Annotated in this window: 16 protein-coding genes; 4 read left to right on the top strand and 12 right to left on the bottom strand. The window is 63.0% G+C overall.

Annotated elements, in window-relative coordinates; all coding sequences use genetic code 11:
- Positions 1-43: 43 nt before the first annotated feature.
- On the top strand, positions 44-1,600 hold the full coding sequence (gene lysS, locus B0G74_RS04560; protein ID WP_132376839.1) for a lysine--tRNA ligase: 1,557 nt from the start codon (positions 44-46) through the stop codon (positions 1,598-1,600).
- 321 nt (positions 1,601-1,921) lie between these two features.
- Positions 1,922-2,695 carry a glycine zipper 2TM domain-containing protein gene (locus tag B0G74_RS04555; protein WP_132373831.1) on the top strand — a complete coding sequence of 258 codons (774 nt, stop codon included), beginning with the start codon at positions 1,922-1,924 and terminating at the stop codon, positions 2,693-2,695.
- Between the two features lie 127 nt (positions 2,696-2,822).
- On the opposite strand, the gene iscX is transcribed toward B0G74_RS04555, so the two are convergent.
- From iscX to B0G74_RS04505, 10 genes are all read right to left on the bottom strand, one after another.
- Complete coding sequence (gene iscX, locus B0G74_RS04550) at positions 2,823-3,020, bottom strand: Fe-S cluster assembly protein IscX (protein WP_007181290.1); 198 nt, start codon at positions 3,018-3,020, stop codon at positions 2,823-2,825.
- 15 nt (positions 3,021-3,035) lie between these two features.
- Positions 3,036-3,377, bottom strand: coding sequence for an ISC system 2Fe-2S type ferredoxin (fdx, locus tag B0G74_RS04545; RefSeq protein WP_097389705.1), 342 nt, complete (start codon positions 3,375-3,377; stop codon positions 3,036-3,038).
- A 150-nt stretch (positions 3,378-3,527) separates the two neighbouring features.
- On the bottom strand, positions 3,528-5,399 hold the full coding sequence (gene hscA, locus B0G74_RS04540; protein WP_132373830.1) for a Fe-S protein assembly chaperone HscA: 1,872 nt from the start codon (positions 5,397-5,399) through the stop codon (positions 3,528-3,530).
- 125 nt (positions 5,400-5,524) lie between these two features.
- Positions 5,525-6,052 (bottom strand): Fe-S protein assembly co-chaperone HscB, encoded by a 528-nt coding sequence (gene hscB, locus B0G74_RS04535; RefSeq protein ID WP_132373829.1) that lies wholly within the window; start codon positions 6,050-6,052, stop codon positions 5,525-5,527.
- 149 nt (positions 6,053-6,201) lie between these two features.
- Positions 6,202-6,525: an iron-sulfur cluster assembly protein IscA gene (gene iscA / locus B0G74_RS04530; RefSeq protein ID WP_012433565.1), complete on the bottom strand. Its 324-nt coding sequence runs from the start codon at positions 6,523-6,525 to the stop codon at positions 6,202-6,204.
- Positions 6,526-6,691: 166 nt separating this feature from the next.
- Entirely contained in the window at positions 6,692-7,105 is a 414-nt protein-coding gene (iscU, locus tag B0G74_RS04525; protein ID WP_028199493.1) for a Fe-S cluster assembly scaffold IscU, read from the bottom strand.
- 73 nt (positions 7,106-7,178) lie between these two features.
- Positions 7,179-8,402 (bottom strand): IscS subfamily cysteine desulfurase, encoded by a 1,224-nt coding sequence (locus B0G74_RS04520; RefSeq protein WP_132373828.1) that lies wholly within the window; start codon positions 8,400-8,402, stop codon positions 7,179-7,181.
- Between the two features lie 75 nt (positions 8,403-8,477).
- Entirely contained in the window at positions 8,478-9,008 is a 531-nt protein-coding gene (gene iscR, locus B0G74_RS04515) for a Fe-S cluster assembly transcriptional regulator IscR (RefSeq protein ID WP_094783140.1), read from the bottom strand.
- 133 nt (positions 9,009-9,141) lie between these two features.
- Positions 9,142-9,639: a low molecular weight protein-tyrosine-phosphatase gene (locus B0G74_RS04510; protein WP_132373827.1), complete on the bottom strand. Its 498-nt coding sequence runs from the start codon at positions 9,637-9,639 to the stop codon at positions 9,142-9,144.
- Between the two features lie 162 nt (positions 9,640-9,801).
- Positions 9,802-10,041 carry a hypothetical protein gene (locus B0G74_RS04505; RefSeq protein WP_132373826.1) on the bottom strand — a complete coding sequence of 80 codons (240 nt, stop codon included), beginning with the start codon at positions 10,039-10,041 and terminating at the stop codon, positions 9,802-9,804.
- Positions 10,042-10,310: 269 nt separating this feature from the next.
- On the opposite strand from B0G74_RS04505, the gene B0G74_RS04500 reads away from it, so the two are divergent.
- Complete coding sequence (locus B0G74_RS04500; protein ID WP_132373825.1) at positions 10,311-10,868, top strand: hypothetical protein; 558 nt, start codon at positions 10,311-10,313, stop codon at positions 10,866-10,868.
- A gap of 216 nt (positions 10,869-11,084) precedes the next feature.
- On the opposite strand, the gene B0G74_RS04495 is transcribed toward B0G74_RS04500, so the two are convergent.
- The gene (locus B0G74_RS04495) at positions 11,085-12,500 is read right to left on the bottom strand and encodes a lactate utilization protein B (RefSeq protein WP_132373824.1); all 1,416 of its coding nucleotides are present in this window, start codon (positions 12,498-12,500) and stop codon (positions 11,085-11,087) included.
- A gap of 89 nt (positions 12,501-12,589) precedes the next feature.
- Positions 12,590-13,312 (bottom strand): (Fe-S)-binding protein, encoded by a 723-nt coding sequence (locus B0G74_RS04490; protein WP_132373823.1) that lies wholly within the window; start codon positions 13,310-13,312, stop codon positions 12,590-12,592.
- A gap of 178 nt (positions 13,313-13,490) precedes the next feature.
- Here B0G74_RS04490 and B0G74_RS04485 point away from each other — a divergent pair, with 178 nt between their 5' ends.
- Complete coding sequence (locus B0G74_RS04485; RefSeq protein ID WP_132373822.1) at positions 13,491-14,297, top strand: IclR family transcriptional regulator; 807 nt, start codon at positions 13,491-13,493, stop codon at positions 14,295-14,297.
- Positions 14,298-14,373: the final 76 nt, after the last annotated feature.

Below are 14,373 nucleotides of genomic sequence, written 5' to 3'. Positions count from 1 at the left end.
CATGCGAGCCACTTCCGTGCGGGCCACCGAATACCAAATCATCATGACCGAACCGACCCAGCCGAATGCGGCCCAGCCGAATGTGGCCCAGCCGAATATGGCGCCCGAGGTGGACGACAACAAAATCATGGCCGAGCGCCGCGAAAAGCTGCGCGAGCTGCGTGAGCAAGGTGTCGCCTATCCGAACGATTTCCGTCCCACGCATCACGCCGAAGATCTGCAGTCGCAGTATGAGCACGCCGACAAGGAAGCGCTCGAAGCGAATCCGCTCGAAGTCGCGATCGCCGGCCGCATGATGCTCAAGCGCGTGATGGGCAAGGCGAGCTTCGCGACCGTGCGCGACGGTTCGGGTCAGATCCAGTTCTTCATTACGCCCGCCGACGTCGGCCAGGAAACGTACGACGCCTTCAAGAAGTGGGACATGGGCGACATCGTCGCGGCGCGTGGCGTGCTGTTCCGCACCAACAAGGGCGAGCTCTCGGTGCGTTGCACGGAACTGCGCCTGCTGTCGAAATCGCTGCGTCCGCTGCCGGACAAGTTCCATGGCCTGTCGGACCAGGAAATGAAGTATCGCCAGCGCTACGTTGATCTGATCGTCACGCCGGAAACGCGTAAGACTTTCGTTGCGCGCACGAAGGCGATTTCGTCGATCCGCAAGTTCATGGCCGACGCCGACTTCATGGAAGTCGAAACGCCCATGCTGCACCCGATTCCGGGCGGCGCGGCGGCCAAGCCGTTCACCACACACCACAACGCGCTCGACATGCAGATGTTCCTGCGTATCGCGCCGGAGCTGTATCTGAAGCGCCTCGTGGTCGGCGGCTTCGAGCGTGTGTTCGAGATCAACCGTAACTTCCGCAATGAGGGCGTGTCCGTGCGCCACAATCCGGAATTCACGATGATCGAGTTCTACGCCGCGTACACCGATTACAAGTGGCTGATGGACTTCACCGAACAGTTGATCCGCCAGGCCGCAATCGACTCGCTTGGCACCGCGACAATCACGTATCAGGGCCGCGAACTCGATCTGGCGAAGCCGTTCCATCGCCTGACGATCACGCAGGCAATCCAGAAGTACGCGCCGCAATACACGAATGAGCAACTCGCCGACAGCGCTTTCCTGCGCACGGAATTGAAGAAGTTCGGCGTGGATGCGTCGCAGCCGCAGTTCCTGAACGCGGGCGTCGGTTCGCTGCAACTGGCGCTGTTCGAAGAGACCGCCGAGTCGCAACTGTGGGAGCCGACCTACATCATCGACTACCCGATCGAGGTGTCGCCGCTCGCGCGCGCGTCGGACAAGGTCGACGGCATCACCGAGCGCTTCGAGCTGTTCATCACCGGCCGTGAAATCGCCAACGGCTTCTCGGAGCTGAACGATCCGGAAGACCAGGCGGCCCGCTTCAAGAAGCAGGTCGACCAGAAAGACGCCGGCGACGAGGAAGCGATGTTCTACGACGCGGACTACATTCGCGCGCTCGAATACGGCATGCCGCCGGCCGGCGGTTGCGGCATCGGCATCGACCGTCTGGTGATGATGCTGACCGACAGCCCGAGCATCCGCGACGTGATTCTGTTCCCGCATCTGCGCCGCGAAGACTGAGCGTTGCGTGGTTCGCATCCTGGAGAACGCCCGGCTCGATGCCGGGCGTTTTTCTTGCTACTTCCTTTGAAAGCACACCTGGCGGCCGTCGGACGGTTTGTAACCATCGGTAAAAGCTGCGCGCCATGCGAGGATTCCGCCGTCCGTGTTCGCCGCGCGAGCGCTTGCCGGAAGCGGCGGTCCGCCGCGCCGCGTGGGCTTTGACAGGACGCCATCGCGGCGATCACCCGGAAATCGTTACAAATTGAAACCCTCACCGAATCGATTTACCAGACACTTTGTCTTACCAAAAGTCGACTCCTGTTGAAGACGGAGGCCAAAATGGACAATCCGAACACGCAACCCGCCACGCAATCCGCGCAGCCTGCGCAACAACGCCGGATTCACCCGCTCGTCGCGACCGCTGCCGGCGCGGTGATCATCGCAAGCCTCGTCGCCACCGCGGCGGTCACGGGCCTGTTCCCGAAGGCATCCAGCAACGGCGCGCAAAACGATCAGACGCAATCGGCGCAAGTCGCCACGCAAGCTAACCAGCAGGGCGTGGTCGATTCGGCGGCGCCTGCCAACCCGACGGCGCAACAGGCAGCACAGCAGCAGGCCGCGCAGCAACAGGCTGCCCAGCAGCAAGCCGCGCAACAGCCGCAGCCCGCGCCCGCTCCGGCGCCTGCGCCCACGCAGCAGCAGCAATACGCGCAGCAGCAACAGGCCCAGCCGGCGCCCAACTATGCCCAGCAACAGCAGCAGCCGGCGCAACCAGCCTACTGCTCGACATGTGGCGTAGTCGAGGCCATCTCGGCGGTGCGTCAGGAAGGTCATGGCACCGGTATCGGCGCGGTCGGCGGCGCGGTGGCCGGTGGCGTGGTCGGCAACCAGTTCGGTAGCGGCGGCGGCCGTACCGCGATGACCGTTCTCGGCGCGCTCGGCGGCGGCCTTGCCGGCAACTCGGTCGAGAAACATATCCGCAGCACCACGTCGTATTCGGTACGGGTGCGGATGGAAAGCGGCAAGACGCGTTACTTCACCTACCATGAAGCGCCGCCGTTCCAGCAAGGTCAGCGCGTTCGGGTTCAGAACGGCACGCTTGTAGCAAGCTAGGGCGTAACCAGGCGGAATTTGCGCCAGACGCAAAAAAGGCGACTCCATTGGAGTCGCCTTTTTCTTTGCCGTAGCCGGCAGCGGCGTGGAGCACATCGCTGACCGGCGTCGGAAATTTCAGTGACGCTCAATAATCCGCGTCTTCAATCCATGCAGCCTGAATCGCCTCGAGGATCTTTTCGTTCGACCGGTTAGGATCGTCGTCGAATCCTTCCAGCTCGGTGACCCAACGGTGCAAGTCGGTGAAGCGCACCTGTTGCGGATCGATGTCCTGGTGCTTGTCAGTCAGGGCCATCGCGATGTCTTGCGTATCGGTCCACTTCATGGCTGCATCCTCCTGTTAGTGGTTTTCCTTCGCGTGATTGATCGAGTAGCGAGGGATTTCGACAACCAGATCCTGCTCCGCCGGCACCATGGCCTGGCACGACAGACGCGAGGCCGGTTCGAGCCCCCACGCCTTGTCCAACAGATCGTCCTCGTCTTCCTCCGATGGCGTCAAGGCGGCGAAACCCTCACGCACGATCACGTGGCAGGTCGTGCACGCGCACGACTTCTCGCACGCGTGCTCGATTTCAATGCCGTGTTCGAGCAGGCTGTCGCAGATGCTCTTGCCGGGCACGGCATCGATCACCGCGCCTTCTGGGCACAGTTCGACGTGAGGCAGCACAACGATTTGAGGCATACATTTTCCGTTTGGGTCTGAGGCACGGCGGCCGCAAACAGGCTCCGTACCATTTTACTGGCGCCGCGCGGACTTTTTAAGTCCACGCGGCGCGATTCGATTCTTTGCGGCGGCCCGACCGGGCGGCCCGCCCTGCCGCAACCGCGGCGCTCAGATCTCGTCGAGCTTGCGGCCGGCGAGCGCGCGGCGAATGCCCTTGTTCATGCGGCGGGCGGCGAATTCGTCAGTGCCTTCGGCGAGGGTTTTGGTAGCGGCTTCGATCGTGTCGACATCCTCGCTTTGCGCGACGTTGCGTAATGCATCGAGCAGCGTGTCGAGCTCGGCGCGCTCGCTGTCGTCGAGCAGTTCGGCGTCGGCGGCGAGCGCGGCGTCGGTGGCCTCCACGAGTCGCCGCGCTTCGACTTGCGCTTCGCGCAGCGCGCGAGCGCGCATGTCGACTTCAGCGGTCGAGAAGCTGTCTTCGAGCATTCGGGCGATATCGTCGTCGGCGAGACCGTAGGACGGCTTGACCACCACCGACGCTTCCACGCCCGAGCCCTGCTCGCGCGCGAACACGGACAGCAGACCGTCGGCGTCCACCTGGTAGGTCACGCGAATGCGCGCCGCGCCGGCAGCCATCGGCGGAATGCCACGCAGCTCGAAGCGCGCGAGCGAGCGGCAGTCGCTGACGAGCTCGCGCTCGCCTTGCACGACGTGGATCGCCATGGCCGTCTGGCCATCCTTGAATGTCGTGAAATCCTGTGCGCGCGCGACCGGAATCGTCGAATTGCGCGGGATGATTTTCTCGGTCAAACCACCCATCGTCTCCACGCCGAGCGAGAGCGGAATCACGTCGAGCAAAAGCCACTCGTCGCCGTCCGCACCGCGATTGCCCGCGAGCAGATCGGCCTGGATCGCCGCGCCGAGCGCGACCACCTGATCCGGGTCGAGATTGATCAGCGGCGGTTGGCCGAAGAGCGATTCGACCGCGCGGCGGATCACCGGCATGCGCGTCGCGCCGCCGACCAGCACCACGCCCTTGATTTCCTTCGTCGTGACTTTGGCGTCGCGCAGCGCCTTCTTGGTGGGGCCGAGCGTGCGCTGAACCAGCGCCTGCGTGATGGCCTCGAAAGTGGCCTCGTCGATCGTCAGATCGATCTGAGCGCCGTTCGAGAGCGTGGTCTGTAGCTTCGAACTCGGCGCGTCCGACAACGCCTCCTTGGCCACGCGCACGCTGTCCAGCAGCGAGCGCACGTCTTCCGGTGCGAGGGTTTGCGGCGCGATGCCGGCTTGCTCCAGCACATGGCGATACAGCGCGTGGTCGAAATCGTCGCCGCCGAGCGCGGAGTCGCCGCCCGCCGCGAGCACTTCGAATACGCCCTTGGTGAGCTTGAGAATCGACAGATCGAAGGTGCCGCCGCCGAGGTCGTACACGGCGTACAGCCCCTCGGAACCGTTGTCGAGGCCGTAGGCAATCGCGGCCGCGGTCGGTTCGTTCAGGAGGCGCAGCACATTCAGCCCGGCCAGACGCGCGGCATCTTTGGTCGCTTGACGCTGGGCTTCGTCGAAGTAAGCGGGCACCGTGATCACCGCGCCGACCAGTTCGTCGCCGAGCGAGTCTTCGGCGCGCTGGCGCAGCGTCGCGAGAATTTCGGCCGACACTTCGACCGGGCTCTTCACGCCGTCGACGGTGCGGATCTGCACCATGCCCGGTGCATCGATGAAATCGTATGGCGCGTTTTCGGCACCTTCCACTTCCGCCTTGCCTCGGCCCATGAAGCGCTTGACCGAGACGATCGTGTTGCGCGGATCGCTCGCGGCCTCGGCCTTGGCCGTGCGGCCGATACGGCGGCCGCCCTTTTCCAGGTAGCGCACCACCGACGGCAACAGCACGTGGCCGTCTTCGTCGGGCAGCACATCGGGCACGCCGCTGCGCACGGCGGCAACGAGGGAGTTGGTGGTGCCGAGATCGATACCGACCGCCAGACGCCGCTGGTGGGGCGCCGGCGCCATGCCGGGTTCGGAGATTTGCAGTAGGGCCATCTGGATCTTCTCGGGGCCGCTCGACCCCGTCCTGAATTTTCGCGTTGCTGGTTGTAATGTTACGGCGCCTCGGGTCGCTTCCGCGGCGTTCGTGCCGGCGGTACACGACGCACGGCTCTGGCTCGCTAGTTCTCGAGCCGCTCGATCTGCGTGCCGATTTCCGACGCCACCCGCTCGATGAACATCAACTGCCGCACCGCCTCGCCCGCGGCGTGATTCGCGCCGCTGTCGAGCAAGGCGCCGAGCTTGTCAAAACGCACGCGCTCTTCGTCGCGCAGTTCGGTCAACAAGGCGTCGAGCGCATCGACGTTCTTCGCCGCGGCCGCGTCCTCGATGCCTTCACGCCATTCCATCTGCTGCATCAGGAACGCCGGCTCCATCGCCGTATTGTTCTCCGCGCCGACGTCGATGCCGCGCAGATGCAGCAGATAGGTGGCGCGCTTCAACGGATCGCGCAGCGTCTGATACGCCTCGTTGGTGCGCGTCGCCCATTGCATCGCGATGCGCTTTTGCGCGTCGCCGGCCGCCGCGAAGCGGTCCGGATGCACTTGCGCCTGCACCGTGCGGTAGGCGTGATCGAGCGCTGATGCGTCGAGCGCGAATTGCGCCGGCAGATCGAACAGGTCGAAGTGGCTGTCGTTCAGCGAGGCCATCGGATAAAAGGAGTCCGTTCAGGAAAGCGCACCGGAGTGCAGTCTAAAAACGCGGCTCGGCAGAGCCTGGCGGCACAGGCGAATTCGCGGATGAAACTAAAAAGGCGGCCCGCGCCGCCTTTGATCCGCTGCACGCGGAATGTCCGGATCTACACGCGGAACGATTCGCCGCAACCGCATTCGTCCTTCACGTTCGGGTTGTTGAACTTGAAGCCTTCGTTCAGCCCTTCACGTGCGAAGTCGAGTTCGGTGCCGTCGATATAGGCGAGGCTCTTCGGGTCGACAATGAGCTTCACGCCGTTGCATTCGAACACTTCGTCTTCGGGCGCGAGTTCGTCCACGTACTCGAGCTTGTAAGCCAAGCCGGAGCAACCGGTGGTGCGCACGCCGACGCGCAAGCCGACGCCCTTACCGCGACGGTTCAGATACTTCTGGACGTGCTGTGCTGCCTTTTCGGTCAACGTAATTGCCATAGCGTTTCTCATTGCGCAGTGCGTGCCGGTCATTCTTCTGCCTGCTCACGCGCTGCTACCCTGCCTGCATCAAATATCGCTCGGACCGGGCGGCCCGCTGCAATTCGCGCCGCCGCCCGTTTCGATTCACCTGAAAACCGCGCTGAAACCGCGCCGCAATCACCACTTAAGCGTGTTGCTTGTCGCCTTCGACGACTGCTTCACCGTGGCGTTGCTTGTAGTCGGCGACCGCCGCCTTGATCGCGTCTTCCGCGAGGATCGAGCAGTGGATCTTCACGGGCGGCAGCGCCAGTTCTTCGGCGATCTGCGTGTTCTTGATCGACATGGCTTGATCGAGCGTCTTGCCTTTCACCCATTCGGTGACGAGCGAACTCGACGCAATCGCCGAACCGCAGCCATACGTCTTGAACTTCGCGTCTTCGATAATGCCGTCCGCGCCCACGCGGATCTGCAGCTTCATCACGTCGCCGCATGCCGGCGCGCCGACCATACCGGTGCCGACCGCATCGTCGTCCTTCGCGAAGGAACCGACGTTGCGCGGGTTTTCGTAATGGTCCAGAACCTTGTCGCTATAAGCCATGATTACACTCCTTGATCCGTTTCAACCTGCAATTGCAATTCGATGAATTCGATATCGTCCCAAACCCGGCGCGTCAGTGCGCTGCCCACTGGATGGTCGAAATATCGATCCCGTCCTTGTGCATTTCCCACAGCGGCGACAAATCGCGCAGCTTCGAAATCTTGGTCTTCAGCAGGTTGATCACGTAATCGACGTCCTGCTCGGTCGTGAAGCGGCCCACCGTGAAGCGGATCGAGCTGTGCGCCAGCTCGTCGTTACGGCCCAACGCGCGCAACACATACGACGGTTCCAGCGAAGCCGACGTACAGGCCGAGCCCGACGACACCGCCACGTCCTTCACCGCCATGATCAGCGACTCGCCTTCGACGAAATTGAAGCTGATGTTCAGGTTGTGCGGCACACGCTTTTCCATGTCGCCGTTCACATACACTTCTTCCATTTCCGACAGGCCGCGCAGCAGACGGTCGCGCAGCATGCGGATGCGTTCGTTTTCCGTCGCCATTTCTTCACGTGCGAGACGGAACGCTTCGCCCATGCCGACGATCTGGTGCGTGGCCAGCGTGCCCGAACGCATGCCGCGCTCGTGACCGCCGCCGTGCATCTGCGCTTCGATACGGATACGCGGCTTGCGGCGCACGTACAGCGCGCCGATGCCCTTCGGGCCATACGTCTTGTGCGCCGAGAACGACATCAGGTCGACCTTCAGCTTTTGCAGGTCGATCGCGATCTTGCCGGTGGCTTGCGCCGCGTCGACGTGGAAAATGATGCCCTTTTCACGAGTGATCTCGCCGATCGCCTCGATGTCCTGGATCACGCCGATCTCGTTGTTCACCGACATGACCGACACCAGAATCGTGTCCGGACGCAGCGCGGCCTTGAGCTTTTCCAGGTCGATCAAGCCGTCGTCCTTGACGTCCAGATACGTGACTTCGAAGCCTTCGCGCTCGAGTTCGCGGCAAGTGTCGAGCACGGCCTTGTGCTCGGTCTTCACCGTGATGATGTGCTTGCCCTTGCTCTTGTAGAAGTGCGCGGCGCCCTTGATGGCCAGGTTGTCCGACTCCGTGGCACCCGAGGTCCAGATGATTTCGCGCGGATCGGCGTTCACCAGCGCGGCGACATTCTCACGCGCTTCTTCGACTGCGCGCTCCGCCGCCCAGCCATACGAGTGGCTGCGCGATGCGGGGTTGCCGAACTGCTCGCGCAGATACGGAATCATCTTGTCCACCACGCGCGGATCGATCGGCGTCGTCGCGCTGTAGTCCATGTAGATGGGCAGATGGAGAGTGTCGTTGTTCATCAATTGCTCCGGGGACGTCATGTGCTCTGGCTTCTGGGTTTCTTATCAGGCTGCGGTGACTGCTCGATACCGCGCCTAGGAACCGGCCATGTTGAAAACGGAATTGGGCCCTTTCGGCGCCACGCGGACGGGTTCGACCGCCGGCGCTTCGTTGCGCCTGTCGCGCAGCACGGCCGGCGCGCCTTCGCGCGAACGCTGCTGGTCCACCAGATCTTTCAGGGAGACCGAATCGAGGTACTCGACCATTTTCTGGTTCAGCGTGGACCACAGTTCATGCGTCATGCAGTGGCCGTCGTGCTGTTTGGTACCCTCGCAGGAGCCCTTGCCGCCGCATTGGGTGGCATCGAGCGGCTCGTCGACGGCGATGATGATGTCGGCCACGGTTACGTCTTCGGCGCGGCGGGCCAGATTGTAGCCGCCGCCCGGTCCGCGCACGGACTCGACGATTTCATGACGACGCAGCTTGCCAAACAGCTGCTCGAGGTACGACAGGGAGATGTGTTGGCGCTGGCTGATACCCGCAAGCGTCACCGGGCCCTGCTCCTGGCGCAGTGCCAGGTCAATCATCGCCGTGACGGCGAAACGGCCTTTCGTGGTGAGTCTCATATGGTGTGGGAACCGCAATTCTCGACAAGTTTTGTCAAGTATAAATACATGAGCGATTTAGTCAAGTATCCCTACCGCGATTTGGGTCATTTGCTTAATTGTTGGATAAGCTGGCGCGCTCTCTCGCCAAACTCTACACAAGCAATTGGGGACGTAACGCCGCAATCAGGCCACGGCAGGCCGCTTCACACTGATCCAGTACCTGCTCGAAACCTTCCGCGCCGCCGAAATACGGGTCGACGACTTCGCGGGCGCCGCTCCAGCGGGCGTCCGCTTCGGGGACAAACTCCATCAGCAGACGGATCTTGTCGCGTTGCTGCGGCGGGCAGACCTGACGCAGCGCGGCGACGTTTTTGTCGTCCATCGCAATGAGCAGGTCGAAGCGCTCGAAATCCGCTACAGCGACCTGGCGGCCGCGCAAGGCGGCGAGTTGATAGCCGCGCCGGCCGGCCGCCTGCTGCGCGCGCTCGTCCGGCGGCTCGCCGATGTGCCAGTCACCCGTTCCGGCGGAGTCGATCAGAATGCGCTCCGTGAGCTTCGCCTCGCCGACCAGATGACGCATCACACCTTCCGCGGTCGGAGAACGGCAGATGTTCCCGAGGCAGACAAAGCAGATGGATACGGTTTTCATCAAGGGGCTTTTTCAGGCGCGCGACGCGCGCAGGACGACTGTTAACAAATGGTGCCGCGATTATACAAAGCTGGCCGGAATCTCGCCGGAAGCCGGCGCGCTAGTGGCCGCGAGCGTGGCGTTCGGGTGCTGCGACCGATTCCGCTCGCGCTTAACCTTTGCTTACGACGCTTCCGCGATCGGCATCGCCGTAGCGGCGCGCATAGGTTTGGCCGGCAGCGTGGCAGTGTCGTCGATCATGCCGTACGAAACGGCACGCGCGAGTTCAGCCGTCAGCTGAGCGGCCGCGAGCGGAGCCTGCGGGGCGCGCGACGCAGCGTCGCCGCAAATATGCAGATAAGCAGCCGCAGCGAGCGGCACAACGATGGCGAGGGGCCAGTACACCGATATTGTCTTTTTCATGATGTCGTTTCTTCCGATTAGGGGCAGATGAGTTTGTAACCCACTATGCCCAGTGCGAATGCTATAGGAATTCGCAATCGGGAAAAACCCACTGGCGCGAGATAGAGCGTTGCTCCGAATGGAACAGTGAATTCACGTTTTGCGGCGCACGACGTCGACGCTCGTCATGGCACAAGAAAGAAATCCTTACAAACACATACAAAGCTCTTGCGACGGATGACGATAATAGCGGTCTTACAGAAACATAAATCTCGCACTGGTCCATCACCATGAAACGCATCGCACCCATCGCCTGCCTCGCTGCCGCCACCCTGCTCGGCGGCTGCGCGGTCTATCCGGACGGCACGCCGATGTACAGCAACGGCTACGGCGGCGGTTACAGCGGCTATGACGATTACGACGGCTACGCCACCGGCGTGCCGGTCGTGCCACAAACCAACGTCTACATGGGCTACAGCAACTACTCTGGCCCCGGCTATTACGACGGACCGGGCCGCTATTACGGACCGGGCTACGGCGGCTATCCGAACCGGGGCCGGCCGAACAACGGCAACTATGGAAACAACGGCAACCACGGCGATAACGGCGGCTGGCACGGTCAGCCGAATGGCGGCTCGCACGGCGGCCCGCCGCCTCAAGGCGGCGTAGGAGGGCCACGTGGCCCGAGCGGATCAAATGCGCCCCGGCCGGGGGCTGCCAGCCCGCCGCCTCCGCCACCGCCGTCGCAGCAGGCGGGCAATGGCGGCGGTCGTGGTAATGGCAATAATGGGGGCGCCCCCGTGCGAGGGGCACCCGGCCGACAGCCTGGCCAGATGACGGACCACTAAGCGCCGCTGGTCGCATAGTTGCGCGGTTCGCATGCGTATCTGTCAACGCATGCGTACCGCGCTTCGTTTTCTGCGGCTACGTCCTGAACGGCAGACGGAGACAGCCGTCAAACGGCACGGCCATTACTTAGATGGCGCGGCGCCGGAATCACCGGCTCGCGCGCAACGCCACCAACCTCCAAAAATACGACGGCGCGATTCGCCCAAGAAGCCCGCTCAGCCGATATGACTGCGCTGCGCCGCGTACAACTCCCTGAACGTTCGACCGACCGGAGCGGGCATATCCCGCGTATTGGTCCAGCCCGCGCCGCCCAACGGCAATTTGGCGATCGACCGATTCCTTCCGCCCATGCGTTCCAGCACGCGCACGGCAAGCTTCGTGAACAGCGCGTACGCATCCGGATGCAGCGCCAGAAAACCCCACACGGCAAGTCCGGCGCGCTCTTTCCAGGGCCGCAGATGCCGCTCCACCTGCTTCTCGCGCAGCTTGCGCAACAGATCGGATAGCGGAATGCCCACCGGGCACACGCTGTTGCACTCGCCGCACAACGTCGCGGCCTGCGGCAAATCCAGCGCCTTGTCGATGCCGACGTAGCTCGGCGTCAACACCGAACCCATCGGGCCGGGATAGACCCAGCCGTACGCGTGGCCGCCCACCTTCTGATACACCGGGCAATGGTTCATGCACGCGCCGCAGCGGATGCACCTCAGCATTTCCTGGAAGTCGCCGCCGATCAGCCCCGTGCGCCCGCCGTCGACGAGCACCACATACATATGCTCGGGACCGTCCTGGTCGCCCTCGCCGCGCGGCCCCGTCAACACGGAAAAATAGTTCGAGGTGGTCTGCCCGGTCGCTGAGCGCGGCAATAGACGCATCGCCGTGGCCAGGTCTTCGAGCGTAGGCAGCACTTTCTCGATGCCCGTCACCGCCACATGCACGCGCGGCATCACGGTGCACATGCCTTCGTTGCCCTCGTTCGTGACCAGCACGACCGAGCCCGTTTCCGCCACCACGAAATTGCCGCCGGTCACGCCCATGTCCGCGGTCATGAAATGCGGGCGTAGCATCTCGCGCGCTTCGCGCGTCATGTCGGTAATTTCGGTCAGGCGCGGCCGGTTGTGAGTCTTCGCGAACAGGTCGGCGATCTCGTCCTTATCCTTGTGGACGACCGGGGCGATGATGTGGCTCGGCGGCTCGTTGTCGTTGATCTGCAGGATGTACTCGCCCAGATCGGTTTCGATGGATTGGACACCCATTTGCCCGAGCACTTCGTTCAGGCGCATTTCTTCGGTGACCATCGACTTGGTCTTGATGACCTTCTTCACCTCGTGCCGGCGCGCAATGTCGCCGACGAGCCGCGCGGCCTCCTGGGTCGTCTCGGCAAACAGCACCGTCACGCCGCGCCGGGCCGCTTCGCGCTCGAAGGTTTCCAGCCACACGTCGAGATTCTCCAGCGCGCGATTGCGGCGCTCCTTCAGCGCGGCGCGCGTGGCGGGAAAATCAATCGCTGTCATGGCCGTGGCGCGGGCCGACACAAACTTGGTCGACAGCTTGGTGAGGTTCTGCTGCAGACGCTGGTCGGCGAGTTTCTGACCGGCGCGTGCCTTGAATTGCATCGATTGGACTTGCATGGCGGCCTTGTGCGTATTCGAGCGAAGCGGGCAAAACAGGCGAAGCGCGACTGAAGTACGAGTCAAGCGCGCGAATCTGAAAATCAGCGTTACACGTCGCCGGCCAGCACCTGCGCGATGTGCAGCACGCGCGTGGTGGCGTCGCCGGTACGCCGCAAACGGCCTTCAATATTGAGCATGCAGCCGAGGTCGCCGAGCACCACCGTGCCGGTGCCGCTTGCACTGATATTCGCGCACTTTTCGTCGACGATCGCCGTGGAGATGTTGCCGTACTTGACCGCGAAGGTGCCGCCGAAGCCGCAGCAATGCTCGCAATCCTTCATCTCGTTCACCGTAACGCCGACCTGCGCCAGCAAAGCGCGCGGCTGCGCCTTCACGCCGAGCTCACGCAGCCCGGAGCAGGAATCGTGATACGTGACCTGACCCGCGAACTCGCCCGGTTGCAATTGCACCTTGGCCACGTTCACGAGGAAATCGGTCAGTTCGAACACCTTGGCGCGCAGCCGGCCGAAGCGGTTCATCAGTTCCGGATCATCGGCGAAGAGATCGCCGTAATGCACGCGGATCATGCCGCCGCACGAACCGGACGGGACCACGACGTAATCGAACTGTTCGAACTCGCGCAGGGTTTTCTCGGCCAGATCGCGCGCGATGCGCCGTTCCCCGGAGTTGTACGCGGGTTGACCGCAACAGGTTTGGGCGGGTGGCACCACCACCTCGAATCCGGCGCCTTCGATCAGCTTGATGACCGAAAAACCGATCTCGGGACGCATCAGGTCGATCAGGCAGGTAACGAACAATCCGACTCGCATGAGCCCTCCTTCGGGAAAACGTCCCTGATTATCCGCTGTTTGCCGCACAATACCAACGGCCGGAAGGCATAGGACGAAAGCCGCTGAAATTGGAATTGGCGTTCCAATCGCTTTCCTTCTTTTCACAATACGGGATACAATCAATTTCCGCTGTTTGACGCGTCAACCGATTCCTCCCATGAGCGACACGAACCCGGATCCCAAAACTTCGATCCAGGTGATCGAACGCATGATGCGCTTGCTCGACGCACTCGCCGCGCATAGCGACCCGGTCAGCCTGAAAGAACTCGCCATCCGCACGGAGCTGCATCCGTCCACCGCGCACCGCATCCTGAACGACATGGTGATGTGCCGGCTGGTCGACCGGTCGGATCCCGGCACCTATCGTCTCGGCATGCGCCTGCTCGAACTGGGCAATCTGGTGAAGGCGCGCCTGTCGGTGCGCGACGCGGCGCTCACGCCGATGCGCGAACTGCATCGTCAGACGGGCCAGACCGTGAATCTGTCGGTACGTCAGGGCGACGAGATCGTCTATATCGAACGTGCTTATTCCGAGCGTTCCGGCATGCAGGTGGTGCGCGCCATCGGCGGACGGGCGCCGTTGCATCTGACCTCGGTAGGCAAGCTGTTCCTCGCCGCCGACGAATCCACTCGCGTGAGGGCCTACGCCACGCGCACCGGCTTGTCGGGCCACACGCAGAACAGCATCACCGACCTGACCAAACTGGAGCGCGAGCTCTCGCACGTGCGCCAGCAGGCCTGCGCGCGCGATAACGAAGAGCTGGAACTCGGCGTGCGCTGCATCGCCGCCGGCATCTACGACGACACCGGCAAACTGGTTGCCGGTCTGTCGCTGTCGGCGCCGGCGGATCGCTTGCAGGATTCCTGGCTCGGCCAGCTTAGCCAGACGGCGCTGATGATCTCCGCGTCGCTCGGCTACCGGCCGCAACCCGCGCAGGACCATTCGCATAGCCATCACGCGTAGCCCGGCGCTGGGCTTACGCTCAAGAAACAAAAAAGCCTCGCAGTTGCGAGGCTTTTTGTTTTCATGCGGCCGGTCC

This window comes from Paraburkholderia sp. BL9I2N2 (assembly GCF_004339745.1).
Lineage (GTDB): Bacteria > Pseudomonadota > Gammaproteobacteria > Burkholderiales > Burkholderiaceae > Paraburkholderia.
The sequence above is the reverse complement of the archived record's forward strand: the minus strand, read 5'-3'. Positions and strand labels throughout refer to the sequence as shown.